This is a genomic window from Schaalia radingae (genome assembly GCF_900106055.1).
Classification (GTDB): Bacteria; Actinomycetota; Actinomycetes; order Actinomycetales; family Actinomycetaceae; genus Pauljensenia; species Pauljensenia radingae_A.
In genome coordinates this window covers 1,609,546-1,635,077 of the sequence record NZ_LT629792.1, presented here as the reverse complement: position 1 = coordinate 1,635,077, position 25,532 = coordinate 1,609,546, and the positions used below count along the sequence as shown (strand labels likewise).

Genomic DNA, 25,532 nt, shown 5'->3' with positions numbered 1-25,532 from the left:
TGCGGGTGGTGCCTGTGATCTTGGGCTGTGAGTGCGTATGATTAAGTGGCTACAGTACGTCAGGAGGGTATATGCCCAGAATTGTTGATACTGCCGATGTTGCATCGAGCGCGTCGATAGGCGAGGGCTCGAGCATCTGGCACCTCGCCCAGGTACGCGAAGATGCTCACATCGGTGAAAACTGCATCGTTGGCCGTGGTGCCTATATTGGCGAGGGCGTTCACATGGGGAACAACTGCAAAGTGCAGAACTACGCCCTTGTCTATGAGCCCGCATCCCTTGCCGATGGTGTCTTTATCGGTCCGGCAGCAGTCCTGACCAACGATCACTTCCCCAGGGCCGTCAACCCGGATGGAACCATCAAATCTGCATCTGACTGGGAGCCGGTTGGCGTCACCATCAAGGAAGGCGCCGCAATTGGCGCTCGCAGCGTGTGCGTGGCGCCCGTGACGATCGGCGCATGGGCCACAGTCGCTGCCGGAGCAGTCGTCACGAAGGACGTCCCTGATTTCGCCCTTGTTGCCGGCGTGCCAGCCAGGCGCATTGGGTGGGTCGGCCGCTCGGGTGCACGCCTTGAACCAGTGGATCGACATGACATTGACGAAGGCGCCCGCAGCGCTCTCGAATCGGTGAACGAGGGGCAGACACTGTACCGCTGCCCCCTGACCGGTGACGTGTACTACGAAGAACAATCAAGTGATGGACAGACAACGTTGAAAGAGGTTTCTCACTAATGGAACGTGCATTTATTCCGCCTGCAAAGCCACTGATCGGTGACGACGAGCGTCAGGCTGTTGACGACGTGCTCGCAACCGGAATGGTTGTTCAGGGCCCTCAGGTCAAGGCTTTCGAAGAAGAATTCTCTGAGCAGGTTGTCGCAGGCGTGAACTGCGTGGCCGTCAACTCCGGCACATCAGCTCAGCACGTCGCCACTCTGGCGTCGCAGCTTCCTGAAGATGCTGAAGTGATCGTGCCGTCCTTCACCTTCGCTGCCACCGGCAACTCCGTTGCCATCGCCGGAGCCAACCCTGTGTTCGCTGATATTGACGTCAATACGTTCACTTTGGATCCGGCCAGCGTTGAAGCTGCAATCACTGATAAGACCGTGGCCATCGAGGTCGTGCACCTGTACGGCCTGCCGGCCAACATGCCCGCCATCCTTGAGATCGCCAAGAAGCACAATCTGCAGGTCTTCGAAGACTGCGCGCAGGCACACGCCGCGTCGATCAACGGCAAGCCGGTGGGGACGTTCGGCAGTTGGGGATCCTTCTCCTTCTACCCGACGAAGAACATGACGTCCCTTGAGGGCGGCATGGTCACCACCGCTGACGATGAGCTTGCTCGCCGCTGCCGCCTGATCCGAAACCAGGGCATGGAAAAGCAGTACGCCAATGAGCTGGTCGGCCTGAACAACCGTATGACCGATGTGGCTGCTGCTGTTGGGCGCACACAGCTGAAGAAACTCGCAGGCTGGACGAAGACCCGCAAGGAGAACGCTGCAAAGCTCAGCGAGGGTCTCGCCTCTGTGGACGGCGTGGTCACCCCGACCGTGCCGGAAGGCTACTCACACGTCTACCACCAGTACACAATCCGTCTGGAAGGTGCGACCGGAGAAGAGCGCGACGCGTTCCGCGACGCACTGAAAGACGAATGGCAGGTCGGCTCCGGCGTGTACTACCCGATTCCGAATCACCGCCTGCAGTCCCTGGCACCCTACGCTGAGGGTCTTGAACTGCCGAACACGGAAAAGGCTGCCCGCGAGGTTGTCTCCCTGCCGGTTCACCCCTCCCTGTCGGCTGAAGACCTGGATCGCATCGTTGAGGCCGTGTCCGCATGCGCCAAGGCTGGAGCGTGAGTCGCATGACATCATCAGCACCCGAGCAGCATCGCATTGAGAAAGGACAGCCTATTCGCGTGGGTGTCCTCGGCATCGGTTCGATGGGACGTCACCACGTGCGCAACGCACGCTCAACCGAAGGGTTCGATCTGGTCGGCATTGCCGATCCCAGTGGTGACCGTTTCGGCGTTGCCGGTGACATGCCTGTTCTTCCAGACGTTGATGCTCTGATCGAAACCGGGATTGACGCCGCCATTGTTGCTGTCCCCACCATTTTCCACGAGGAAGCGGCTCTCAAACTGGCTGAAGCTGGGGTTCACACACTGGTTGAGAAACCGCTTGCCGCAAGTGTTGAGGCCGGGCAGCGTCTGGCTGATGCGTTCAACGCAGCAGGACTTGTCGGCGCTGTTGGCTACGTGGAGCGCTGCAACCCGGCGATTATGGAGATGCGTCGCCGCGTTCAGGACGGGCAGCTCGGTCAGGTCTACCAGATCGTCACGCGTCGTCAGTCCCCATTCCCGGCTCGTATTTCCGATGTCGGCGTGGTCAAGGATCTGGCCACTCACGACGTGGATCTGGCCGCATGGGTCGCCGGCTCCACCTATGCCGAACTATTCGCACAGACCGCGTACCGGTCGGGGCGTGAACACGAGGACATGGTCACGGTGTCGGGTCGTTTCGCCAACGGAGTGCTGGTCAACCACCTGGTCAACTGGCTCACTCCGTACAAGGACCGCACCACGATCGTCACCGGCGAGCATGGCGCGCTGGTCGCCAACACCGTGATGGGGGATCTGACCTTCTTCGAAAACGGCCAGATGCCTGTCCAGTGGGATCAGATCGCCGCATTCCGCGGAGTGTCCGAAGGCACCATGACGCGCTACGCCTTGACCAAGCGTGAGCCGATCGCCGTGGAGCAGGAGCACTTCCGCGACGCCATCTGGGGCGTTGGCGATGAGCACGTCACGATGAATGACGGCCTTGCTGCGCTGCGCGTAGTCGAAGCAATCCTGAAGTCCGCTTCATCCAATGAGGTCGTGCACTTCGATAACTGAATACTGACGCACTTGTCAGGTCGCCCCTCATCAAGGTGACCGCCGGACGCCCTCGTTCATTCCATACGGATTGGCGAGGGCGTTCATGCGCCCAGAACCTCACCAACTTTCCTGCTGAATGCGGGAGCCATTGTCTTCGCATAGTCGAGCGTGACGTGATTGTCGTCAAGGTAGACGGAAATGTTTCCAATGAGGGTCGGGCACACCTGATCGAAACAGAAAGCCTGATCCGTCATGTCAATCTGCGTGAAGTCAAGGCTGGAGCTGAGCTGGTCGGTCGGATCAGCGTCAGGGAAATACGCAGCGCGCTCCAACAGGCATCCGCCGTACGTCCCGTCGGTTGGATTGGAATCAGAGCAGTCAAACAGGTTCTGCTCTGAGCGCAGATTGTCGCGCACACCGACCACCGGGATCCCACGCTCATTCAGGTAGGTGACGAGGTCTTCCAGACCGCTGACCAGGCTTTCATCAGGGGAATCAGGAGAAGCGGCCGTACTGACCAGCATCACCGCATCGAAGTCGTGCATGTCCATGTAGTCCAGCAGATTCTGGTTGCGTTCCTGACAGGTCCCCTCGTAGCTGTCCGGCATTCCCCACGAGCACCCGCCCTGCAGGACGGCAGTCGCATTCCATTGTGCCGCGTCCAGGAACATGCTGACCTGCGTCAGAATCATCTGTTCAGCGTGAGAATCTCCGGCAATCAGAATGTGGCCTTCGGAGTGCTGGTCATCTGCCGCATAGGTTCGGCACGACCCGTCGTCAGTGTTGAACAGGCGTTGTCCATCCGCGTCACACGGATTGGAATACGAGGCCCACTGCTTGTCCAAGGCAAACGGGCTGGGCAGCGGATCCTCGTCAAAAACAACCGGCTGCATGTTGCCGTCAGTGGTCGCATCGCTGTCAGATGCGGAGTATGTGCTCTCACTGCTCGTGTCGAAAATCGTGGCACCGGGGTGAGTTTCGGAGACCACGTTATTCTGCAGATCCGTGAGGTTCATCAGGTCGTCCTGAGCTTTGACATGCAGAGTCCAGTACGTGGCGGCCAGAGGCACAGCTCCAGCCAGAACGCTTGCCAACGCCACGATCGCCTTGTTGCGGGTACGTGCATTGACCCAGCGACCCTTACGCGCCGGATCATCGACCGCACGGGTCAGAACTACTGCGACAACGATGGACACTGCGATGGCAAGCAGTCCCTCGACCACCGTGAGTCGGTGCTGGCCGAGGGCAGCCAGGGTGAGCGTGAAAATGGGCCAGTGAACCAGATATACGGCGTAGGAAATGTCGCCCAGATTCGGCAGCGGCCGCGTGGACAGAAATGCTGCGGCTGAGCGAGGCGATTTGCTGGGGAAGAGAAGGATTGTGGAAACCGCGAGCATGGGGACTGCGGCCATGGGACCTGGATAGGTGCCGATGCTCACCAGGCTGTAGATCAGCAGGACGACCAGACCCACCCATGACATCAGGCGGCCCCAGGGGCGCAGGTGACGGAGCCATGGCGCTGCGGCTGCGATTGCTGAGCCGAGGGAGAACTCCCAGATTCGTGCACGTGTATCGAAATAAATGCTCGCGTCATCTGGGGCCGCTGTCAGGAGCCACATCAGTGACGCAACGGTCAGCAGCGTGAATGCAGCGCAGACGACAGGGCGAATCAGGTGCCGCTTCCTGCGTGCCAGCAGAACACACAACGTCATGAGGAATGGCCAGAGCAGGAACACCTGGCCCTGCATTGACATGGACCACAGGTGCTGCAGGGGGCTGGCAAGCCCGGAGTCATTGGCGTAGTAGTCGGCGGCAACCGACACCAGGCGCCAGTTCTGCCAGTAGGTCACTGACGCGAATCCCTGGATGGTCTGTTCGACCCACCGTGAGCGCGGAAGAATGATGAAGGAGGCAATAACGGTGGCGAAGACAGTGACGACGAGGGGCGGAAGAAGGCGCTTGAATGTGTTGGCCCAGCGCTCCAGGAAAAACGGCATGCGTCCGGCTTCTGAACGACGCACGAATGACGACGTCATCAGGTAAGCGGAAATCATGATGAATGCGTCAACACCGATGGGGAGCCGATGCGCCATGCGTGGTAGAGAAGCACCTGCACCATGCAGATCGCCCGCAGACCCTGGATATCGAAGCGACGGGGAGACGCTTTGATGGGCTGCGCGGCTACAAGAGGAGGCGTTGAAGGGCCTTGTGGGCGCTCGCGGCTCAATGTCGAACGCGGGTGTGCTTCAACATTGACAATTATCGAAGCTATCACGGGGTAGATCAGAAAGCGTATCGTCATGCGGCTTGGAAAGCGCGAAAGTGATGTGACATTTGGCTGTCCTTTATGTGGGGGACTTGCCCTGAGTGACCTGAAGAACCGCCAATATGTGCATATTAGAATGCTATGAGCACGTTGATGATATGAGGTGGAATGATAAAAATCGCTCGTTATTTCAGTGCCGCTGTTTTCCTTTCTCTTGCGGCTGCGAGTATGCCCGTCGCCGCTCTCGCAACGGATAGCGACTACGTGGAAGACGACCAGACGGCAGGAAGCCAAGGAACATCGACCGAAGAAGACAGGTCGACATCTTCTTCTGAGGATCCAGCACATACTGGTGCGGTAGAAGGAGCTCCTGAGGAGGCTGGGAATACTGGCCAAGCTGATGAGTGGAAAGATCCTGAAGGCAGCGGGCTTGAAGAAGAGACCAGTGCTCGCGAAGAAGATTCCTCTCAACCGCAAGATCCACCTGACGACTTTTCGCCCCAGACTTCTGTGAGATCACATGACGGCGGCATCGTGTCCGTCCAGTCAACAGAAGTCATCGGCAACGGCTGGACTGTCGGGGACATATACAACGCCGGGAATTTTGACGCCAGCGGAAGCGGCGACCTGTTTCTTGTCACGGGTGACGGAACGCTGTGGCTGTATCCGCGTTCCTCTCCCACAACCTTTCAACCACGTCAACGTGTCGGCCAAGGATGGGCAACACTGCCGCATGTGATGGCTGGCATCGACTTTGACGGTGATGGCCACACAGATGTCCTGGGCGTTCACCCCAATGGGGCGCTTGTTTTGTACCCGGGGTCGGGATCAGGATCCTTCAAGGCATCCAGACAGGTTGGACAGGGTTGGGCTATTTTTGATCGGTTGATTGCGATTCAGCGTGGTCCAGGTGGCAATGCAGCAATTCTCGCTTTCAGAGATAACCAGATGAGCGTATACGGAACAGATGGTAAAGGAAAGTGGAAAGCGCCTCGTCCCGGGAGTTTCCCGAATCATCATTGCACGCCATTCCCGGCGAGCGATCTTTTCGACACGGGTCATTCATCGATTATTTGCCTGTCATCAGATGGTGATGTTAATTTGCATGCGACGACCGATGGACTGGCTTATTCGTCGTACGCTTCGTTGAAAACCTCTTTCGAGGCACCTGTTTTCGCCCAGTCCAACGGTTATGCGGGCGGTGGTGAGGGGAGTATCGATATTGCCGATGCTCGCGGCCTTCTTTATTCTGTGAAGGTTGCAGGCTTGAGTGGATCAAGTGATTCGGAGCCGTCGCATCCAGCACCTGAACCTCCTGGACCTGACGACGTGTGGTACGACATTAGCTTGTCGACCCACGAAATGATCGGAGTGGGCTGGCCGCAGTCAAGGGTGTATTCGATGGGCGATTTTGATGGGAATGGCCATGCAGATTTCGCTTTGGTTAATTCGAATGGTCAGCTGACTTTCTATCCCATGAACTCATCTACTCGCTTTGGCAGTCCGCGCGTTATTGGTCAGGGGTGGAATGCAGTTCGAGACATTTACACAGGAATTGACTTTAATGGGGACAATCGCAGCGATATATTAGCCCGCATGCCAGATGGAAGGCTGCGACTGTATCCTGGCGATGCACGCGGTGGATTCCTTGCGCCGTACTACGTTGGTCAGGGGTGGGGCAGCTTCGCGAAAGTTTGGTTGCTACGCAATGGGCCGAATCACCACCCGGCTATCTACGCATTGGACTCTGATCAAAGTCTCATGCTCTATTCGACAAATGGCCAAGGAACGTTCCTGCCGCCACGCAACCTCGGAAAAGTCGATGACCTGCTCTCTCATGCTTTTTCTGCAGATGACTGGAATAGCTCGGGTCGTTCAGATCTCATCTCCCGTGATGACAATGGTCACCTGTACGTTCTTCAGCAGAGCCAGAGCGGGCGCTTCGAACCACCACGACTCATAGGGTGGGGATGGCAGAGTATGTCGCCACTTCTTGTTGGAAATACCTCGCATTCTTCCAAGGAGCTTGTTGCTGTGGACACGCGAGGGATCCTGCACCTGTACTCTTTCACCTACAGAGGAACTAACCGCTCCTTCAGGAGTATTCCCTTACCGAAACCGACGTATGCTCATCGGGTACAGGAAACCGATCAGTGGCTCACGCATCCCATTTCGTGGCAGGGACAACCTGACGGATCAACGTGCGGGCCGACGTCGATGTACATGGTTCTCAATTACCTGGGTTACCAGCAATCTCGCTATGCGACGCACAGCTTATCGATTTGGAATCTCGCATCGTCAAGCTACGCGGCAGTAGGAAGTGGTGCCTCAGGTGGAACATCGTGGGAACACCACCGGTTATCTGTCGGCCTGAACCGATGGATGGGAACTCAGTCCTACCGACAGACAACATTCCCCAGTGGGTGGGATTTCAGAAGCAAGGTTCTCGACAGTTTTCAGACAGGGCGCCCGGTTCTGGTGGACACGATTGAGAGTTATGGAGGCCCCCACTATAACGGTCACACTGGGACCAGTTCGCACATCATTGTTGCGTATCGCTACCACAAATCAAATGCGACAGTGGGGTTTGTTGATCCGGGAGGGCCTGGATCTGCCATTACCGGATATAGCGCGCAGCGTTACTTTGATTACTTTGACGCTAACCGTTTTGCGGAGAATTTCCTCGGCAATTATGGCGGCGGCGGCCATGGAATGGTGTATTGATGCGCCGTACCCGTCTGCAGTTTGTAGCTGGAGCACTAACGTGTGCTGCGATGTCGGGGCTGTGCGCATGTACAAGTTCCTTTACAGGGAGTATCCAGAGCGACCATGGCCAATCGGGCGCGCCTGAGGAGAATACCGGTGTGGCTCAGCAAAGCGAGCCGCAATCCCTGCCCGCAGCAGGAGGTCTGCGGGATCCCAGCACGTGTGAACGACAGGCGCGTGAACCCGCTGATATTTCTCGTGCAGTGCTGGCTGTCTTAGGCGAACCGATCTCGACGGAATCTGTCATTATTGATACGACCTCGCAAGCAGTTGCCCCCTTCCGAAGCACGACTGTCGGGTCGACTATTGACAGCGGATCTCCACTGCAAATGATCGGCATGGGCGAAAGGGGCGAAGCTCTGGCGGTTGCGCAGGAACTGCCGCGTGCTGAACATTCCAGTCCGACTCATGTAGGAATCATTGAAGGCAAGAAGTTTTATCCATTTGTGTCGACGAAACTGCTGCCGGAGCAACCGCCTACCGCGCTCACGCCGGCTCCTCTTGCAGGGACAATCGCACATGGCCACGCGATATGGACCGAACAGCTTTTCGACGGGACGCCGTCCAACGCGTGGTCCATGGCGTGGCGTGTGATGGGAGCGCCGCTGACGGGTCAGAAGATGGCGACCGAATTGCTCTCATCATGGGCGCTGACTGGTCAGAGCAGTCTTCCCGTCGCCTCCGGATGGGTTCCACCTGCTTTCGATGGCACATATGCGTATGTACCAGCTGTGCTCCCGGCCGATGGACAGGACAATGCATATGAGGAACAAATCCTCCAGGTCGCTTTGAACAATCCTGGAACTGTCATCTCGCGCGAACAGGGGCGTTTGCCCGCTGCCATTGGTACAGACGTGGGATGGATTCGTGACACGACCGGGAACGGACCAGAGTCAGAATCTGACGTATTCACCCTTCACTGGGCGAAGCCGAGCCGACACGATATTGAAATTCAGACAGGTGACTTTTTCAAAGTACAGTGGCTTGCGGGCGACGAACACTTTATTGTGATAGTTTTCCAGGATCAATGCTCCGCGCGTTCTTGGCTGGGGCGCTTCGATCGTGAAAAGGATGCTTTCACGGGGTGGGTCTATCAAAAGTCCGATGGAATTGCGTTATCGTTGAACGATTCAGTCGCAGTATGGGGCAATGGGTCAGGAAATGTCGGCTCTGAAATGTATCGATGGGACCTGATGACCGATAGTATTACCGCCCTGGGCGCTAACGAGGGATTTTCTGTTCCCTTCAGCGGAGGCCATTTGATGACAGCGATTCCTTCATTTGGAAAAGAATCGGGCGCGCCGCTAGTCCAATGGGCTCTTGAAAAGCCCATTGACTGAATGGTCGGTTGCTGAAAGCACTTCCGTTTTCAAACGGCCTCGGCTCAGAATGCCTTAGGTGAAAGGTGAGAATCGCCCCACCTACGAAGCCTCCTTTCCAGAGGTTTTTCGATCAATAAGTGGAGTCCGCCGGCCGCAGCAAGCGCGATGATGAATACGACGCACCACACAGGGATAGTCCACACTCCCCACGGAATGAGTCCAGTGAAGTTCTTGAAGGAATAGAGGACAGTAGCGTGGACGAGGTAAAAAGCATACGACCATTCACCGCCTGTCACGAGGAACCGGTGCCTCAGGGGTGAATAGTGCCCTTCGATGTCCGCCGATGCGCAGATACCAATCATTACGGTGTAGGCGAGTGCCAGGATGACGGGAGTGAAAGTCCTTAAGGAGCTGATGAAAGGGCCTGATTGGTCGTGATATCGCGAATTCAGGAGCCAGTAAAAGGCGATGACGCCAGAAATCATGACGTAGGTAGACCACGCAGGAAGATGAAAGCGTACGCCGGCGCGCAAAAGATGAGCGAGCGCCATCCCGAGAAAGAATTCCCAGAGTCTTTCCAACGGAGGAGAAATCATAACTCCTGAAGCACGAAGCAGGCACATGACAACGCCTACCCCAACGGCACTCGTCAACAGGGCAGAGGAAGCTTTCTTTTTCATCGTTCTGCTCGGATTCACCAAGGGGTGAAGGAAATAGAAGAATGCTTCACACGAAAGAGTCCAAGCCGCGGGATTTCCTGAAAACAGTACCGCAGGCTGGGTGGAAAACCCCTGGAGCAAGATGATTGACAGTGCAATGACTGGAAGTGAGAACTGCTTGACCCAGGACTGATCATCAGGCGGTGTGAAAAAAGAATAGAAAACGAAAAGACAGGGTATCAGTGCCACGAGATGGGCCGGCCATATCCTGGCGAATCTTCTCCACCAGAATTGTCGAATGCCCGTTGACGGCGTGGCTGACCAAGTGAGGACGAAACCGGAAAGAACGAAGAAAAATGAAACACCCGTATATCCCACGTTCAGGAGCGACTGATGCCGAAGGGGTGCCAGATTCGCCATATGGTATGCGAAGACGCCAAATGCTGCCCACCATCGTAAGCCGGTCAGGGAATCAAGGCGTTTATGCATCGGCAATTCCTTATGACTGAGAATAGGAAGCGAGATCTATTGGTCGGCTGGCGGAAGTAGATTCTCATGCCCACACCACCCTTTTTCCACGAATTCCTTTGCCCATAGCCCGACTTGCTTTTTCCCGCACAGATATGCGTGGAGCTGCTGTAGGCGTGAAAGACTTGAATAAGCTTCGAAAGCCATAGGATGGTTCATCATAATGCGGACTGAACGATACTTGGCAATAAAGTTGTCGGCACGCGTAGCTTTTGCTACGGCTTGTAGGGGGCGCTTTATGGCGGGTGTCAGTCGGATGGGTGCCTGATGAAATAGCCGTGCGTCACGGCCGGTTGCTTCCTGATAAAGATGGGAGGTAAATCTTGAATACCATTCGCGGGTAAGAGTCAGGTGCGATCCGCCCTTTAGCCATAGCATCCAAAATTCATGGTCCAGCATCGGCAGTGCCCACGAATAGCCAAAGAACTCGTACGTCGACATTGAATTATTGATATATTTAGCCTGTCTTTCCCTGAGGTTGAACCATTCGATAAGCTCTTGTGTCGCTCGGGGATTATTTCTGGAACCAATTTCTAAAGCTGCTCGTTGAAGTTCTGCTTGCCAAACCGGATCGCGGCCAATGGCATGATAGCAGCCTTGAAGATTAGCGTGGTGTTTAGTTATTGCGGCCAAGATCTCTTTGTACGAATGCCCTTTTTCGCAAAGATTTTCGTCGTGCATATTGCCGACAATCGTATGGCCAGGCAGGAAAACAGCATCGTCCTCGACGAGCTTGTTTTCTTTAATAACACTAAGTGGATACCAATCTTGAATGTGTGGGAGTGATGTTCCTTTCCAGGTTTTTCTGAGAAAGTGCTCGAAATCAGATCCTGTCACAGCTTTGTGGACTTTTGAAGTATCAAGGGGGACCACAAACCAGTCAATTCCTAATTCATTTGCAACCAGATGCGAGATGTTGACTTCATCGCTGTCATCTTTTCCGTACGTAAATGCGATCACATTTTCGACATGTTTCAACCGTAGGTAGGATGCGAGAAGCCGTGAGTCGAGCCCTCCGGATAGAGGAATGACAAGTTGCCTTTCCCCGACGACGTCGAGGAGGCGCCCTATGCTGCTATCGAGCGCATGCTTGAATAAGTCACTAAATTCTTCAGCATCGGTAACACTGTCTGGAGAGAAGGCATATCGCGTGTAAAGGCGAGACTCTTTCTCCCCATCTTTCTTAAGGATGACGTAGTGGGCGGCCTCAGTTGAACAAATGCTTTCTGCGAGAGTGTAAGGGCCGATACAAAAGCCTGTACTCTCAAATATCCGAGCCTGTTGGTCATTCCGCTCAAGTGATTTCAATGTGCGAGTAGCCTCGAAGTCGTCGGTAACTAACCACGTTCCGTTAACAAATGCATAGGCAAGCGGATGGGAACGAATCCGGTCACTGGCTATAATCGGGTTTTCCTCTCGCTCATCGACGATGGTCCAGTGGCCAGGAAGTTTCGCCAAAATGTCTTCATTTACGCCACTGGATAACATCTGCATGATGAGCTGCGTATCGCTGGACATTGACCAGACGTGGAGCCTGCCTGAAGAGTCTGTGACCCACCGGGGGGATGTCAGTTTGAGATCGAAAAACTTCATTAAACGCTCCCTTCGACGAGCGAATGTGGAAGAGCAGGAATCGCAGTCAACATCATACAGAAGAGAACCACAAGTACTGCTTCAGTTCTGTGTGACGGGACCTAAACTGGTTAGACAATATAGAGTATTGTCTTGCTAGACTCGCGGACTTGCCAGTGAGATATGCAGGAGGACAGTTCATGCTGGAGATACCAGGCGACGCAGTTTTTGCTTACTCAATTACCCAGGAGCCTGATGAAGCTTTTGCCCAGTCGGAAGAGCTCGCTGGTTCTCTATTTCTCAATACAACCGAGAAGACTGAGAGCAGAGAATTCACAAATGCGGAAGGGTCCTCACAGGCTGTTGTTATTGGTTTTTGTGTTGATGCGCATGGTGAGCGATCCCGTGACGAAATACCGCAGATGATTCTCGAGGCTGCAGCCGAGTCGGGAATCAAGTACGCATATGAGCTGTGTAACCGTCTCGCAGGCAAATACGTCGTCTACTTAAGTGTTGATGGCGTAGAGGTAGTCTGGGGGGACGCGACATGCAGTATGTCCGTCTTCTATACTCACGAGGATCCCGTGGTGGCCTGTGGTGTGTCAGAGAATCTGGTAGGTGCTTATGTGAGCAACCGTTCGGATTCTCAGATGGTGAAGATTACAACGAATGCTCCTGATGGTCAGCCCCTTCCGAACAATGTGACCAGCTTTGACCATGTCAGAATTCTTCTCCCGAATCATATACTTTATGTTCGTCAACAATATGCCGAACGTGTGTGGAGGACCCCGGGTCTGGTCAGACGGACAGCTCTCGATGAGGTCGTAGTGAAAACGCTTCTTCTTATGAAGAATATATATCGAGAATATAATAGGTATTATGACTTGCTGTGTCCGTTAACTGCTGGATATGACAGTAGGATTAATTTTGCCTTTATGAAGGAACTGGGTGATAACCCGGCAACATTCACCTTCCGCCATCCTTCATTCACGGATGAAACGCCGGATTTGAAGATTTCTCATGTAATATCTGAATATTATGGCGTGCCGCACTCTATAGTTATGGACTCCCGTATGGAGGAATCTGAAAAGAGCTATTATAAAAGACTCGTCGGTAGAGATGCAACTGATTATTCGCTTAATCTAGCGCTTACCATTAGAAAAACATTCGGTAATAGAGCGATTCTCAACGGGAATATAATCGACCAAATAGGTAAAAGTGTTACGGGTAATAACGTTCCCGATAGACTCGCTTCGCCATCCTTTGTTCGTTCCCGTATTTACAATAGCGGCAAACCAGCCTTGCAGATACTCGGACTCTATCTTAGGGACGTGAGGCAAAATTGTGGAAATGATGTGTTTGATGTTTTAGCCTGGGAACAGGACTGCTGTAGATGGGGTACTCAAAGTGATATTACCTATGGCATGTGTGGTGTGAACATGCTTACACTGTCAAACTGTCGAGAACTTATCTTGGAATGGATCAAGATCCCGCGAAAGCAACGCGTCCGCAAGGAGCTCCATAAATCGCTCTTCCAGCAGCTAGACCCGAAGCTTCTTTCTTTCGGCTTCACACCCGAGTCTAATATCAAGAGAATAGTGAGGCTCAATTGGCCAATATTCTATCTCAGTTGTTATGGGTACGGTTGGTACGTTTCAAGACACTCACGTTAGAAGAACTTAGGACGGTGAAATGCCGGTGAAAACGAGAGAATCTTCTATCTGAGGAGGTGAAAGAATTGCGGGGGATCTGGCATCGACTACATGAAAAGCTGCTGCGCGAGAAGAATCGTAGTCCAGTGGTATCTGCGATCTTGACTCTGATGACGGGAACCATGATCTCCCAGATCGTCATTTTTATATTTCAAATTTTTATCAATCGAATTTATACTGACTACGAAAAAGGGCTTTTCGGAATATATGGAACCATTACCTCCTTCGTTATCGCCGTAGCAGCGTTGAGATTTGATGTTACCCAGATGTTGCCCAAATCAGATACTGTTGCTCGTGTTTTGAAAAAGATTGCAACTCGTTCGATAGTGGTCTCCTCTTTTTTGACTTCACTATTTTGTATTATATTTTCGAAGTTTCTTGAAGATAGGTATCATCAATCCCAGGAATTATCGAAATGGCTAATGATTTCCGGTTTGACTGTCTTCTTGGTGGCAGAGATAACGAATATTCAGTACTGGTTGACGCGAAAAGAGAGATTCGGAGCTCTTGCTTCCAACCAGGTTCTTCAGTCGACAAGTATTGTCTTCTTTCAACTTATAATGGGACTGTTGTGGAAGGGAGGTCTGGTCGGTCTTATAACGGGAACGATCATGGGTCAGTTGGTCGGGTTTGTCGCAATAAAGATCCGCACTCCAGAGCTCCGTGGACCCATACCGGATAATGCGCCTTCGATGCTTTCGCTAATGAGGCGCTATAGAAAGATGCCCTTGTTAAACGGTCCAAACGTACTTGTAGACTCGGTTCGCAATATGGGGATTAATTTGTTGATTGGTTCAGTGGCCGTCGCCGCTCTTGGCCAATTTCAACTAGCGTGGGCCATTATGCAAGTTCCCGTTGGACTTATCGCAGGCTCAGTTTCGCAGGTATTTCTCAAGAAGCTTGCAGTTGTTGAACATGGGAAGATGTCAGGTCTTGTACGTTTTACTTTGATTCGAGCAGCGTTTGCTGCAATTGGGCCATTTGCTTTGCTATTCGTTCTGGCACCATGGCTATTTCCATTCGTTTTTGGCGCCCAGTGGGATCAGGCTGGCTATTTTGCTCAAGCACTTACACCATGGCTGTATATGACGGTCCTGACTTCTCCCATATCGAACATATTTGTCGTTACCGAAAATCAACGTCGAATGCTGATTTTTGCTGTTTTGTACTGTGTTGTTCCTTTATTGTGGTTGTGGTTCTCGCCGCTGGCTTTGCTCCCGACCGTATTTGCTCTTGGCGGGCTTATGGCACTAATGCTGGGTGTGATGCTGTTGCTAGCGTGGAAATGCGCCGTGGATTTTGACAGGAAGCCGCCTGCTTGTGAATCTTCTATCTCGTAGGTCTAAGACATATGCCTGCGGAAGCAGTCGAGACTGTCACGGTAGAATTTGCCTGATGAAGTGGCAAACGTCGTTTCGCTGAATCGCTCGATGGCTCTCTGACGAATTCGAAGAGGAGAAAAACGTGGCGAACCATTGACCAAGTCTCGTGCAATCTGTGTCATAGCTTCTGTCAGAGCGTCCTCATCATCAACTGGCGAAACGATGCCACTTTGCTGTTCGATCATGAATTGGCCGGCCCACGTGTCCGTCCCGACGCATGGCAGCCCCACCATTTGCGCCTCGGCAAAGACAGTTCCACCTGCTTCGACTGCACTTGCCAAGACAAAAGCGTTTGCCCCAGACAGAAGCTCAAAAATCTGATCACGAGGTTGCGCTCCAAGAAAATCGACGTCATTTGAGATGCCGAGCTCAACGCAATAGTTCCTGAGCGAATCAACTTCGCCTGAAACGCCGCCGCCTATCACGCGCAGGCGCGCATGTCCGACCGTCGCTCTCATTCTTGCGAACGCCCGCAGAGTCAGGCGCGGACGCTTATTTTCTCCCAAATGAGAGACATGACAGAAAACGATATCGTCACCTTTGGTGTAGGAAGGCAAGCGAACTTGCGCCGCCGCATTCGAAACCGGCAGAGCGATCACAGTCCACGGGGTCGTTGAGTAAAAGCGTTCGAGCTTTTCAGCAAAGACAGATGACACTGTCGCACGCCCCTGTGCCGACCGTACAGCGTAGATGATCTGCTTTCCGCGGAAGGAACGTGGAGGACGTTCCAAAGACGATGGGCGGTGTTCAGTCAGGCAGTAGGGAACATCCCAGTAAGCTGAGGCCGCCTGGGCGATCAACACACCCGGATACACAGAATGCGCATGCACAAGATCAGGTTTGCCGCATGTGACCTCATACAACTCAAAGAAGCGGCGCGCCTGCATGCGGATGAATGGGTATTCAGCTGGAAGCTTCTCGTGAGGGACAGAGACGATAGAACCTCGAATCGTTGAGATCCCATTTTCCTTGCTCATGCTCACAGGCGCCTTTTTTTGCCAGGGCTTCGTTGCATCGAGGGCAAGAACTCCGACCGTGAATCCTGCATTTTGCAGCATGAGCACCTGTTCAGCGAAAAACGATCCATTCAAAGGATATTGGGGACTTGGGTACCAGGACGGTATCATGAGGACGTGCCGAAGACCAGATGACGTCGGAAAAGAAGAGGTACTCATACTACGAGCATACGGGCTCAAGGAGGATTGGGCACAGCTCGAGTACACTGGAGCATGGTCCAGTTGACGAATGCGAGGCCTACGTGCAGTCCACACCCACAATGATTTTCCACGCGCCCTATCCGATGGAGAAGAATCCGACGGCAGCATCACGTTTGCGCCCTTTGCGGATGCGGCAGGCTTTCGCGGATATCGGCTATCACGTGATCGATATGTCGGGGACGACGCCCGAACGTCGCAGAAAAATGGCTGCGCTCAAAAAGAACCTGCGGCAAGGAATGAAGCCGGAGTTTTTCTACAGCGAAAACTCCACGCAACCCAATGTATTCGCTACGAGCGTGAAGTCAGGATTTGCGCCGATGCTTGATAATGCGATCTTGAGTCTTGTGCGCAGGCACGGCATCCCATCGGGTGTTTTCTACCGGGATATCTACTGGAAATTTGCACATGCCCCAGCAAAAACTGTCATTGGCAAGCTGTCGCCTTTTTTTCACCGACTCGATATGCGTGGATACCTCCGCAATAATGTGCATTTTTTCCTGCCCTCTGAAGGCATGGCAACCTATCTCAACCTGCCGAACGACGCAACGTTTTCTGCTCTTCCACCCGCAGGGGATAGTGGACGCACAATGCCGCTTCCAACAGGTCCGCTGAGATTGTTTTATGTCGGTGGGCTCGGCGGGCATTATCGTCTTGATGCGCTCTTCGCAGCCCTTAAACAAGAACCAAGTATTGAACTGGAGCTAGTGACGAGGCCTGAACAATGGAAGGCAGCCCTTGCTCAGGACTCTTCATTGGGCAGCGACCAGATTCATGTGCATCACTTGAATTCAAGTGAACTTGATCCGCTGTATGCGGATACTCACATCGGCATTCTTGCTGTTGAGCCGAGTGACTACCGGAAGTTTGCTGCGCCGGCGAAACTGTTCGAGTATATTTCGCGAGGGCGACCAGTTCTCGTGACAGCTGGAACCGAGGCCGCACGGATCGTCAACAAACTGGATGCAGGCTGGCAGGTCAATTACGGAATTGCTGATATTGCCCAGATCTTGACTTTCTTGAAAGCTCACCCTGAGGACGTTAAGCAGAAAGCGAGGAATGCTCGCATAGCGGCTCAGACTAATACGTGGAGAGACCGTGCTCGCTCTGTTGCCGAAGTCTTGACAGAAAGCAAGTGACAAAGATGAATCAATCATTTCGTGCCCGCCTGCTTGATTTTCTCCACGACGCCGCATTTTCCCTACCTGCGCCTGTGGCTGACACTGTCATGAAGCTTGCAGGGCCGGGTAGCCCCCTATATCCGGTAATTCGCAGAGCTCAAGGATACAAGCCCTACCCGCTTCCATCCCCGCTTGCGATTCCCGACGCGCCTATTCGAGTACTGATTGCGCCCGTAAACTTTGCGGAACAGGCGTGGCAGTGGGCACATGCTCTAGAACGTTCTTATCCGAACATAAATGCACAAAATGTGATGGTCGACTTTCCTGGAGCGTTACCATTCCGATCCGATCGAGTTATTCCCTACGGCGTTTTCACGCTCTCAAAGGATTGGGCACGCAAGTATTTCGAACAGGTCTCACAGTTTACGCATGTGCTGGTCGAGGCGGAGGAGCCTCTTTTCGGGCCACTATTTAACTTCAGCGTTGAAAAAGAAGTGCGAGCTTTACAGTCGCGGGGAGTTTCTGTCGCCGTGTTGTCCCATGGTTCTGATACGCGAAATCCTCGCGCGCATGCGCGGCGAATCCACTCCTCTCCTTTCGATGAAAACGACCCTAAGACGCAACTACTCCAACGACGTTCAGATCGTAACCGGCAGCTGATCGAGCGTTTAGGAGTACCAGTTTTCGTTTCGACGCCAGATCTGCTTGACGATGTTCCGCAGGCTCATTGGTGCCCACTCGCGATTAACCCTGACGAGTGGGGATCAAAGAGTAGCGGAATGGGAGACAAAACGTCGAGCGAAAGACGAAGCCTCCTGCAGGTAGCACATATTCCAAGTCGCTCTTGGTTGAAGGGCTCTGAACAAATAGTTCCCGTGCTCGAGCGCCTTGATGCGAAAGGAATCGTGGAGAGTAGATTTCTCGAATCAGTGCCTCGGAATGAGATGCCCGTAGCCTTGGGAAATGCAGATCTTCTGGTTGAACAAATCACGATGGGTATTTATGGAACAACGTCGCTCGAAGCGATCGGAGCGGGATGCATTCCGATAGCGCATATTGATACCCGCTTTCGCACATATATCGAGAAAACTACCGGAATCAAATGCCCCATTGTCGAGGCGCAAGCGGACACGTTGGAAGAAACCATTGCAACTCTTGCTCGCGATAAGCACAGGCGTGAATCAATCCTCGAAGAAAATAAGCGCTATCTTGCGCTTGTCCACGATGGTGAACTGAGCGCGCGTGCGCTATATGAAAATTGGATATCCGCCTAAAGCTTTTCCTTCGGGACTCCGATAGCTAGGAGCCCAATAGTTCTTCCATAATAGTCCGAGCAACCGCAGCTTCATTCTCAAAGCTCAAGGCATGTGAAGCTTTGTGGCTAGCCTGTTTGAATGCTTGTATCTGCTGTGAATTAAGTGAATGCAAAGACTCTACGATTTGCGGAATATCGAAGCCGCCAGATAACACTCCTAAACCGTATTTATTGACTACGTCCGTCATTTCTACAGAAGGGCCGACGGCCAAGGCAAGCCGCGCCTGAATGAAGTCGAAGAATTTGTTTGGCAAAGCTAGGCGGGCATTCGTTGTAATCGGTTTGATCCAGTAGACACCAACATCGAACTGGTTCAAGACAAAAGGCAAATCAGAAGGGGAAACAGGGTCATGAAAGGTAATTCGATCGCATCCACTGGCTTTGGCTTGTAGTTCCCGTAAATACTTACCTTTATCATTCGCTGGCACCAAATACAGGTCAAGCGTGAATTTGTCACCGGCTTCAATCACGGCGTCAATTGCAGTGTCCAGCGCGCGGCCTGCAACTGCGCCGCCTGAGTGAACCAGTCTGATAGGACCGGAGTCGTTAACCGGGCTAGGGGAAAGATCGACCCATGGCGCCGCATTCCTCATAAGACGAGGCCGGATACCATAGTGCTGCTCGTACAACGAGGCAATTCTCCCCCCGACAGTTGTCGCTGCGCTCACCTGTGGAAGCCATGTGCGGCAGATGTGATCAATCCAGGGAGCAACGAGCAGGCGCCACGAGAGAATCTGAGTGCGTTCCTCCGGTGCCCATTCATGCAAGTCTGCCCACACCGGCGCGCCGTGAGCCGCTGTCAGCGCGGCAGGCAGTGCCCGTGCATCGTTGGCCACGACAACATCAAATGAATGTCCTTCCAGAAGACGCAACGCTTCCTTCGTGGCCGGAGCATCTAGGTCGACCGAAGAGTGACGGTGAAGCGCAAGCTTGGCGACACCGGATGGTGTCTGAGGCAAAGAGGCAGCAGATTGAGGAACCTCAAGGTGCTCGGTTGAATACGGGGTTGTCGGCCCGTATCCAACGGTTGTGACGTCACCGAATTCCTGAAGTACGCTCAGCTGGCGAAGTACGCGTGCGTCGCGTGCAAGAGGAGAAAACGAAAGACACAAAATACGTGGCTTCTGACTCATGTGCTCGCTTCTTTCTGCCTTTGACAAGGCATGGTGCTCTGTATAAATACCGTGAACCTAAAAGGCTTGCGCAACGACCTGTGCAGCGCGCCTGGATGTCGCTGGCAGCGAACGATGCGAGATGACCCACTGGCGCAGCCTCTCGCGCTCGCCTGCCTCGCGGTGCATTGCCATATTTCCTGCCTGAATCATCGCGTCAGCTACTTCGTCCGGGCTGAAGCCTGCGGTACGCCCCAAATTGGATTTGCGAATATCGTTGGCAGGAGGTCCCTGTCCGATATAGACAACAGGTGTTCCCTGAGCAAGAGAGACAAGGATCTTGGTGGGATACGCATAGTCATAACCACCCGGGCGAATCGATGCGAGTGAAACATCGGCGCTGGCGTACCAGCGCTGAGCCTGATCAGGAGGAACAGGCTCATGGAAAACAATGTCCGTGGATGCTGCTCGACCCAGTTCAACCAGGTCATCCCATGCGTTTCCCTGTCCAAGAAAGACCAAGACAGCCTTCGGAAACACGGTTTTGACGCGCGGAAAAGCCCTGATAAAGGCGTCAGGAGACTGCAGCGATGAGGCGGTACCTGCGTAAAGGTAAACCGGGCCGCCAGCGTGAGGAAAACCGTCGGGCAGGGGAGTGCGGTCAAGCAACTCCTGCGTTTGAACGCCGTTGGGCACCACGCTCACATTGACAGCCCCCAGCTCCTGAGCGCGCTGAGCAACCCCCTCAGACACAGCAATGACACGTTCTGCACCTGTGAGAGCAAAACGCTCAATACTGCGCAGGACCCTGACAACCAGAGGCTTCATATGTTCGGCTTCGGCAGCGTCAGACAAAATGTCGCACGCGTAATAAACGTAGGGAATTCTCCGGAGACTGCATGCGATACGCGCGACGGACCCGGTCGTAGGAGGAGGCTCAACCACAACAGCATCGGGTCTGCGGCATGTCAGAAGACGGAAGAACAGGGGAATGTCAAAGGACATGTACTGCGCATAGCCACGCACGGCGCCAGCAGAATCCCGCAGAACAGGGAAGCGTTTGATCAGGACTCCTTCGTCAGTTACCGAACCGCGAAGGGAACCAAAACGCGAGGTCAAGACGGTGACGTCGTGCCCATCCATCGCCAGCGCATGCGCAAGCCCGCGCAGACGAAGGGCGGCCGCCGCAGGCTCGGGGGCGAAGACCCGGGTGGCAAGAACGACGCGACTCACCTGACGCGCCCTGCCCAGTTTGACAGTACTTCTGCCACGCGCTCGGCAGCGTGGCCATCACCATATGGATGGGCATCAGCTTCAGCAGGTTCGGCCGGATAAGAACGTGAAGCAGCCGCCGCCAGATCCGAACCAGGCTCCACCAACTTGTTCCAGCCAAGATGTACGGTTTCCACCCACTCGGTCTGTGGGCGGACCGTCGTGCAGGGAACGCGCAGCAGGAACGCTTCCTTTTGCAGTCCACCCGAATCAGTGATCACACCACGTGCATGAAGCGCTGAGGCAATAAGGTCGGGATATGCCAGCGGGGGATGAACGAGTAGGTTCCCGCGCGGGTGATCGTTTGACAATTCGATGCCATGCTCCTTGCACTTGGCAACAAGGCGGGGGTGGGCAAGCAGCACAACGGGATGATCAACGTCTCCTAGGGAATCGAGCACTGACAGCAGTCGATCGCGATCATTGGTGTTTTCTGCCCGGTGAATCGTGGCCAGCGAGTAGGATCCTTCAGCTAACCCAAGCTCGTTCATGACAGGGGAGGGCAGATCTTTCACCTGGTCGCGGATCTGGAGCAGGACATCAGTCATCACGTCTCCGACAATGACGGTGCGCTCTTTCAAACCTTCATCGGCAAGGTGGCGGGCACCTTCATCAGTGGGCGTCAGCAACAGATCTGCGGCATGATCGGTCATGACGCGGTTAATCTCTTCGGGCATCGCGCGGTTGAAGGAGCGGAGTCCCGCCTCCAGATGTGCGACTGGAATATGGAGCTTCACAGCGCTCAAAGCCCCAGCCAAGGTGGAATTTGTGTCTCCATACACAAGAACCCAGTCAGGATTATGGCCGGTAAACACATCGTCGAGGGCGGCCAGCATCTTCCCTGTCTGCACGCCTTGAGAAGCTGATCCCACGCCCAGGTGAACGTCAGGCGCGGGAATACCGAGGTCCTCGAAAAAGACATCTGAAAGCATAGGGTCATAGTGCTGCCCCGTGTGGACGATCACGTGATCGATCCCAGCTTTATCAAAAGCGTGGGCAATCGGCGCCAACTTGACGAATTGGGGACGTGCCCCGACAACTGAAACAACGCGCATGTGGGCACTTTATCAGTGGAGACGTTGAGATGCTGGGATGATCGTGTGGAAGCGGTTAGAATGTGTGCGTTATCGCTGACAGATGGAAAGAAGTTTTCATGCGTATTGCAGTTGTGGCTATGGGAAAGATCGGGCTGCCGCTCGCCGTCCAGTTTGCAAGCAAAGGGCACGACGTCATCGGCGTTGATGTCAACGAAAAGACGGTCGCAACCGTCAACGAGGGACGCGAACCATTCCCGGGGGAGGCTCACCTGGCTGAAAAACTCGCTGAGCTTGTACCCGCCGGAAAACTGCGCGCCACCACGGACTACGGTGAAGCAATCCCAGAAGCGGAGGCAATCGTCATAGTTGTTCCACTGTTTGTCAACGATGAGACGTGGGCACCTGATTTCGGATGGATGGATCAGGCCACACGCTCGCTGGCCGAGCACCTGACCAAAGACACACTGATATCTTATGAAACGACTTTGCCGGTGGGCACCACCCGCGGACGCTGGAAGCCGATGATAGAGGAGATCTCCGGCCTGAAAGAAGGAGAAGATTTCCACCTGGTGTTCTCGCCTGAACGCGTGCTGACTGGCCGCGTGTTCTCCGACCTGCGACGCTACCCGAAGCTGGTGGGCGGTCTGAGCCAGGAAGGCACTGACAAGGGCATGGAGTTCTACCGCAGCGTCCTTGACTTTGACGAGCGTGACGACCTGCCTCGCCCCAACGGCGTGTGGGACATGGGCAGCGCCGAAGCCGCCGAAATGGCGAAGCTTGCAGAAACGACCTACCGTGACGTGAACATCGGGCTTGCCAACCAGTTCGCCGTATACGCCGACAAGGCCAACATCGATGTCAAGCGTGTCATCGACGCATGCAACTCACAGCCATACAGCCACATCCACCAGCCCGGAATCGCTGTTGGCGGGCATTGCATTCCCGTCTACCCGCGCCTGTACCTGTCCACTGACCCCGACGCGTCAGTGGTGCGCACAGCTCGCCAGTTCAACGCGGGCATGCCTGAATACGTGGTATCGCGAGTTGAGGGCGTCCTCGGAGACCTTAAAGATCTGAAAGTTGTCGTGTTGGGAGCCTCGTACCGCGGCAAAGTCAAGGAGACAGCATTTTCCGGTGTATTTGCCACAGTTGACGCCCTGCGTGAGCGTGGTGCTGAGGTGCTGGTCCATGACCCGATGTTCACCGATGATGAACTCGCACACTTCGGATGGGACGCCTACCACCTAGGTGAGCCGGTCGACGCTGCGATTATCCAGGCGGACCATCCTGAGTACAAGGACATGACTGCTCAGGACTTGCCCGGCATTCGCCTCCTGTTCGACGGCCGCCGGGTGACCGATCCTGCCACATGGGCAGGAACCCCACGCATGGTAATCGGTGAATGAGGCCTTGGGCGAGGTGCCCCGAGAATCCGCCTACCTCGCCTAAGATGAGCGCTATGACTGCCCCGCGAATTGCTGCCGTCGTTGTTGCCTGGAACAGAGCCGAGCTCCTACGCGAAACGCTTGGAGCGCTAGCCCAACAGTCCCGGCCGCTTGACGACATCATCGTGGTGGACAACGCCTCGACGGATGACACACCGCAGGCCATTCAAGGCAGTGAGGCCGTCACAGACACCGTCACGCTTCCCTCGAACTTCGGCGGCGCTGGAGGATTTGCTGCCGGCATTGCCCGAGCAGTATCCCGAGGCGCTGACTTTGTGTGGATTATGGATGACGACACGGTGCCACACATGGACGCCCTCGAGCGACTTTTGGAAGCACGGGCAGAATATCCGGGCGAACCTGCAGTTATGGCGTGTCGGGCGGAATGGTTCGATGGGCGTGAGCATCCAATGAACAAGCCGCGTCGCCGCGCCTTCCTGAGACCTGTCCTGCATCAGCATGCTGAGGCGGCAGATAGCTACCAGATTCGAACGGCATCTTTTGTGGCGATCCTGCTTGACGTGCGAGCGATCCGCGAAGACGGTTTGCCCGAAGCGGCATATTTCCTGTGGAATGACGATTTTGAGTACACAGCGCGTCTTCTTCGACGCAGAGTGGGCTTGTATGTTGATGCCGCGCGCGTCGAACACCGCACGAAAACTTTTGGAAACTCTACGGCAAGCCCTGGCGCACGCTTCGTCAACGAGGTGCGAAACAAGATGTGGGCGTTCGGACGTTCGCAGGCTTTTGGGCCGATCGAGCGGTGCGCATTCATGGCGATGACCACGATGCGCTGGGTACGCTTGCTGGCCACGTCCCCTGATCGCACTCAGCTGTGGAACTACCTGAAAGAGGGCGTGGAGCAGGCAAACGAGGAGCCGTCCTCTACCGCCGATGTGCTTTCGGATACGCCAGTGGCGTGTGAAGCAGCGCAGTTGGATCGACGAGCAAGCAGGCAGGGGCAAAACGGGACAAGTGACCTATGTGAGCGTATACAGCAGGAGCAGGCAGATACTTCCGTGGCGGAAGGCGCCGCGTCAGATGAGACACTGCCATTCTCAGTTCTCCTGCCCGTATACATCAAGGACAATGCAGCACACTTCCAGCGGGCTCTCCAGTCTGTGGGTGCAGATCAGAGTCTTGCTGCCGATGAGATTGTTATTGTGTGCGACGGTCCCGTGAGCCCGGAAATAGATGAGATCCTGGATTCTGCGCGTCATGGCAGATCGCCACACCTCGTCGCTGATATACCGATCAAAGTCGTCAGACTGGAGCGTAATAGAGGCCTTTCAGCAGCCTTGAACGCGGGTCTGCAGCACTGTTCATACGACATTGTCGCCCGAGCCGATGCCGACGATATCTCTGTTCCTGAACGATTTGCACGCCAGCTGCCAGTCATGGAGCAGGGATTTGACATTGTGGGAGCGGCGATCGTGGAGTTTTCAGTAGACGAAAATGGCACTGGGATGATCAGAAGGCAGCCGACTCACCAGCATGACATCGTGAGCGCCTTTACCTTTCATGACCCGTTCAACCATCCCGCGGTCGTTTACCGTGCAAGTGCAGTGAAGGAAGTTGGTGGCTATCAGCATCTGGACCTGATGGAGGATTACTGGCTTTTCGCGCGGATGGTTGCTAGCGGTGCGCGAGTTACCAATCTTTCCGACGTCCTCGTGAAGTATCGGGTGGGAGCGGGGGCCTACCAGCGGCGCGGAGGACTTCGGCTACTGAAAAGTGAGGTCGAGTTGCAGCGTCGGCTAAGAAGTCACGGAATAACGACTCGAGGCCAGCTAGTGCGTAATCTTGCAATACGTGCAACCTACCGAATTGTGCCAACCGGTTTGAGACGGGCGGGATATCGTCTATGGAGACAGCTAAGCCAGCCGCAAGCCTGAAATTCGCCCAACTGTTCGTTGCTGCCTAAGGAAGTTGATG

18 protein-coding genes are annotated in these 25,532 nt (G+C 54.4%); 11 read left to right on the top strand and 7 right to left on the bottom strand.

Going from position 1 to position 25,532, the window contains the following annotated elements; all coding sequences use genetic code 11:
• Positions 1 to 71 precede the first annotated feature (71 nt).
• The 3 genes from BLT69_RS07180 to BLT69_RS07170 are packed head-to-tail and all read left to right on the top strand — an operon-like array spanning position 72 to position 2,892.
• The gene (locus BLT69_RS07180) at positions 72 to 734 is read left to right on the top strand and encodes an acyltransferase (RefSeq protein WP_070726312.1); all 663 of its coding nucleotides are present in this window, start codon (positions 72 to 74) and stop codon (positions 732 to 734) included.
• Positions 734 to 1,855, top strand: a complete 1,122-nt coding sequence (locus tag BLT69_RS07175) for a DegT/DnrJ/EryC1/StrS family aminotransferase (RefSeq protein WP_092648729.1) — start codon at positions 734 to 736, stop codon at positions 1,853 to 1,855. The genes BLT69_RS07180 and BLT69_RS07175 overlap by 1 nt, the downstream gene beginning before the upstream one ends.
• A 5-nt stretch (positions 1,856 to 1,860) precedes the next feature.
• Entirely contained in the window at positions 1,861 to 2,892 is a 1,032-nt protein-coding gene (locus BLT69_RS07170; protein WP_092648728.1) for a Gfo/Idh/MocA family protein, read from the top strand.
• 83 nt (positions 2,893 to 2,975) lie between these two features.
• On the opposite strand, the gene BLT69_RS07165 is transcribed toward BLT69_RS07170, so the two are convergent.
• A complete protein-coding gene (locus BLT69_RS07165) occupies positions 2,976 to 4,967 on the bottom strand; it encodes an acyltransferase family protein (RefSeq protein WP_070726318.1) in 1,992 nt (663 codons plus the stop codon).
• Between the two features lie 341 nt (positions 4,968 to 5,308).
• Between BLT69_RS07165 and BLT69_RS07160 the strand changes: the two genes are divergently transcribed.
• Together BLT69_RS07160 and BLT69_RS07155 are read left to right on the top strand one after the other, a co-directional pair.
• Complete coding sequence (locus tag BLT69_RS07160; RefSeq protein WP_092648727.1) at positions 5,309 to 7,864, top strand: FG-GAP-like repeat-containing protein; 2,556 nt, start codon at positions 5,309 to 5,311, stop codon at positions 7,862 to 7,864.
• A 140-nt stretch (positions 7,865 to 8,004) separates the two neighbouring features.
• Positions 8,005 to 9,246, top strand: a complete 1,242-nt coding sequence (locus BLT69_RS07155; RefSeq protein WP_070726324.1) for a hypothetical protein — start codon at positions 8,005 to 8,007, stop codon at positions 9,244 to 9,246.
• A 44-nt stretch (positions 9,247 to 9,290) separates the two neighbouring features.
• Here the strand turns inward: BLT69_RS07155 and BLT69_RS07150 are convergent, their stop codons facing one another.
• Entirely contained in the window at positions 9,291 to 10,376 is a 1,086-nt protein-coding gene (locus BLT69_RS07150; RefSeq protein WP_070726327.1) for an acyltransferase family protein, read from the bottom strand.
• Between the two features lie 36 nt (positions 10,377 to 10,412).
• Positions 10,413 to 12,008 carry an asparagine synthase-related protein gene (locus tag BLT69_RS07145; RefSeq protein WP_092648726.1) on the bottom strand — a complete coding sequence of 532 codons (1,596 nt, stop codon included), beginning with the start codon at positions 12,006 to 12,008 and terminating at the stop codon, positions 10,413 to 10,415.
• A gap of 179 nt (positions 12,009 to 12,187) precedes the next feature.
• Here BLT69_RS07145 and BLT69_RS07140 point away from each other — a divergent pair, with 179 nt between their 5' ends.
• Both BLT69_RS07140 and BLT69_RS07135 read left to right on the top strand, forming a co-directional pair.
• Positions 12,188 to 13,660 carry a hypothetical protein gene (locus BLT69_RS07140; protein ID WP_070726329.1) on the top strand — a complete coding sequence of 491 codons (1,473 nt, stop codon included), beginning with the start codon at positions 12,188 to 12,190 and terminating at the stop codon, positions 13,658 to 13,660.
• Between the two features lie 56 nt (positions 13,661 to 13,716).
• Positions 13,717 to 15,039, top strand: a complete 1,323-nt coding sequence (locus BLT69_RS07135; protein ID WP_227469273.1) for a lipopolysaccharide biosynthesis protein — start codon at positions 13,717 to 13,719, stop codon at positions 15,037 to 15,039.
• 2 nt (positions 15,040 to 15,041) lie between these two features.
• On the opposite strand, the gene BLT69_RS07130 is transcribed toward BLT69_RS07135, so the two are convergent.
• On the bottom strand, positions 15,042 to 16,256 hold the full coding sequence (locus BLT69_RS07130; protein ID WP_162272396.1) for a glycosyltransferase: 1,215 nt from the start codon (positions 16,254 to 16,256) through the stop codon (positions 15,042 to 15,044).
• Positions 16,257 to 16,357: 101 nt separating this feature from the next.
• Between BLT69_RS07130 and BLT69_RS07125 the strand changes: the two genes are divergently transcribed.
• The gene (locus BLT69_RS07125) at positions 16,358 to 17,434 is read left to right on the top strand and encodes a glycosyltransferase family protein (RefSeq protein WP_092648724.1); all 1,077 of its coding nucleotides are present in this window, start codon (positions 16,358 to 16,360) and stop codon (positions 17,432 to 17,434) included.
• The gene (locus BLT69_RS10820; RefSeq protein ID WP_141757300.1) at positions 17,431 to 18,690 is read left to right on the top strand and encodes a glycosyltransferase; all 1,260 of its coding nucleotides are present in this window, start codon (positions 17,431 to 17,433) and stop codon (positions 18,688 to 18,690) included. Before BLT69_RS07125 ends, BLT69_RS10820 begins: the two co-directional genes overlap by 4 nt.
• Before the next feature lie 25 nt (positions 18,691 to 18,715).
• On the opposite strand, the gene BLT69_RS07115 is transcribed toward BLT69_RS10820, so the two are convergent.
• Genes BLT69_RS07115 through wecB form a run of 3 tightly spaced genes read right to left on the bottom strand, consistent with a single transcriptional unit; the run spans position 18,716 to position 22,170 of the window.
• Positions 18,716 to 19,864: a glycosyltransferase gene (locus BLT69_RS07115; RefSeq protein WP_070726337.1), complete on the bottom strand. Its 1,149-nt coding sequence runs from the start codon at positions 19,862 to 19,864 to the stop codon at positions 18,716 to 18,718.
• A 57-nt stretch (positions 19,865 to 19,921) separates the two neighbouring features.
• Complete coding sequence (locus BLT69_RS07110) at positions 19,922 to 21,076, bottom strand: glycosyltransferase family 4 protein (RefSeq protein ID WP_257590288.1); 1,155 nt, start codon at positions 21,074 to 21,076, stop codon at positions 19,922 to 19,924.
• Positions 21,073 to 22,170, bottom strand: a complete 1,098-nt coding sequence (gene wecB / locus BLT69_RS07105; RefSeq protein WP_058237043.1) for a non-hydrolyzing UDP-N-acetylglucosamine 2-epimerase — start codon at positions 22,168 to 22,170, stop codon at positions 21,073 to 21,075. Before wecB ends, BLT69_RS07110 begins: the two co-directional genes overlap by 4 nt.
• Positions 22,171 to 22,268: 98 nt before the next feature.
• Between wecB and BLT69_RS07100 the strand changes: the two genes are divergently transcribed.
• Together BLT69_RS07100 and BLT69_RS07095 are read left to right on the top strand one after the other, a co-directional pair.
• Positions 22,269 to 23,558 carry a nucleotide sugar dehydrogenase gene (locus BLT69_RS07100; protein WP_092648721.1) on the top strand — a complete coding sequence of 430 codons (1,290 nt, stop codon included), beginning with the start codon at positions 22,269 to 22,271 and terminating at the stop codon, positions 23,556 to 23,558.
• A gap of 53 nt (positions 23,559 to 23,611) precedes the next feature.
• Entirely contained in the window at positions 23,612 to 25,492 is a 1,881-nt protein-coding gene (locus BLT69_RS07095; RefSeq protein WP_092648720.1) for a glycosyltransferase, read from the top strand.
• The last annotated feature ends 40 nt before the right edge of the window (positions 25,493 to 25,532 follow it).

What these genes read in the sequence shown, in the direction of transcription:
- BLT69_RS07175 (WP_092648729.1), top strand. Translation starts at nt 734, where the DNA reads ATGGAACGTGCATTTATTCCGCCTGCAAAGCCACTGATCGGTGACGAC.
- BLT69_RS07170 (WP_092648728.1), top strand. Translation starts at nt 1,861, where the DNA reads ATGACATCATCAGCACCCGAGCAGCATCGCATTGAGAAAGGACAGCCT.
- BLT69_RS07140 (WP_070726329.1), top strand. Translation starts at nt 12,188, where the DNA reads ATGCTGGAGATACCAGGCGACGCAGTTTTTGCTTACTCAATTACCCAG.
- BLT69_RS07160 (WP_092648727.1), top strand. Translation starts at nt 5,309, where the DNA reads ATGATAAAAATCGCTCGTTATTTCAGTGCCGCTGTTTTCCTTTCTCTT.
- BLT69_RS07100 (WP_092648721.1), top strand. Translation starts at nt 22,269, where the DNA reads ATGCGTATTGCAGTTGTGGCTATGGGAAAGATCGGGCTGCCGCTCGCC.
- BLT69_RS07130 (WP_162272396.1), bottom strand. Translation starts at nt 16,256, where the DNA reads ATGAGTACCTCTTCTTTTCCGACGTCATCTGGTCTTCGGCACGTCCTC.
- wecB (WP_058237043.1), bottom strand. Translation starts at nt 22,170, where the DNA reads ATGCGCGTTGTTTCAGTTGTCGGGGCACGTCCCCAATTCGTCAAGTTG.
- BLT69_RS07165 (WP_070726318.1), bottom strand. Translation starts at nt 4,967, where the DNA reads ATGGCGCATCGGCTCCCCATCGGTGTTGACGCATTCATCATGATTTCC.
- BLT69_RS07145 (WP_092648726.1), bottom strand. Translation starts at nt 12,008, where the DNA reads ATGAAGTTTTTCGATCTCAAACTGACATCCCCCCGGTGGGTCACAGAC.
- BLT69_RS07095 (WP_092648720.1), top strand. Translation starts at nt 23,612, where the DNA reads ATGACTGCCCCGCGAATTGCTGCCGTCGTTGTTGCCTGGAACAGAGCC.
- BLT69_RS07180 (WP_070726312.1), top strand. Translation starts at nt 72, where the DNA reads ATGCCCAGAATTGTTGATACTGCCGATGTTGCATCGAGCGCGTCGATA.
- BLT69_RS07115 (WP_070726337.1), bottom strand. Translation starts at nt 19,864, where the DNA reads ATGAGTCAGAAGCCACGTATTTTGTGTCTTTCGTTTTCTCCTCTTGCA.
- BLT69_RS07150 (WP_070726327.1), bottom strand. Translation starts at nt 10,376, where the DNA reads ATGCATAAACGCCTTGATTCCCTGACCGGCTTACGATGGTGGGCAGCA.
- BLT69_RS07125 (WP_092648724.1), top strand. Translation starts at nt 16,358, where the DNA reads ATGATTTTCCACGCGCCCTATCCGATGGAGAAGAATCCGACGGCAGCA.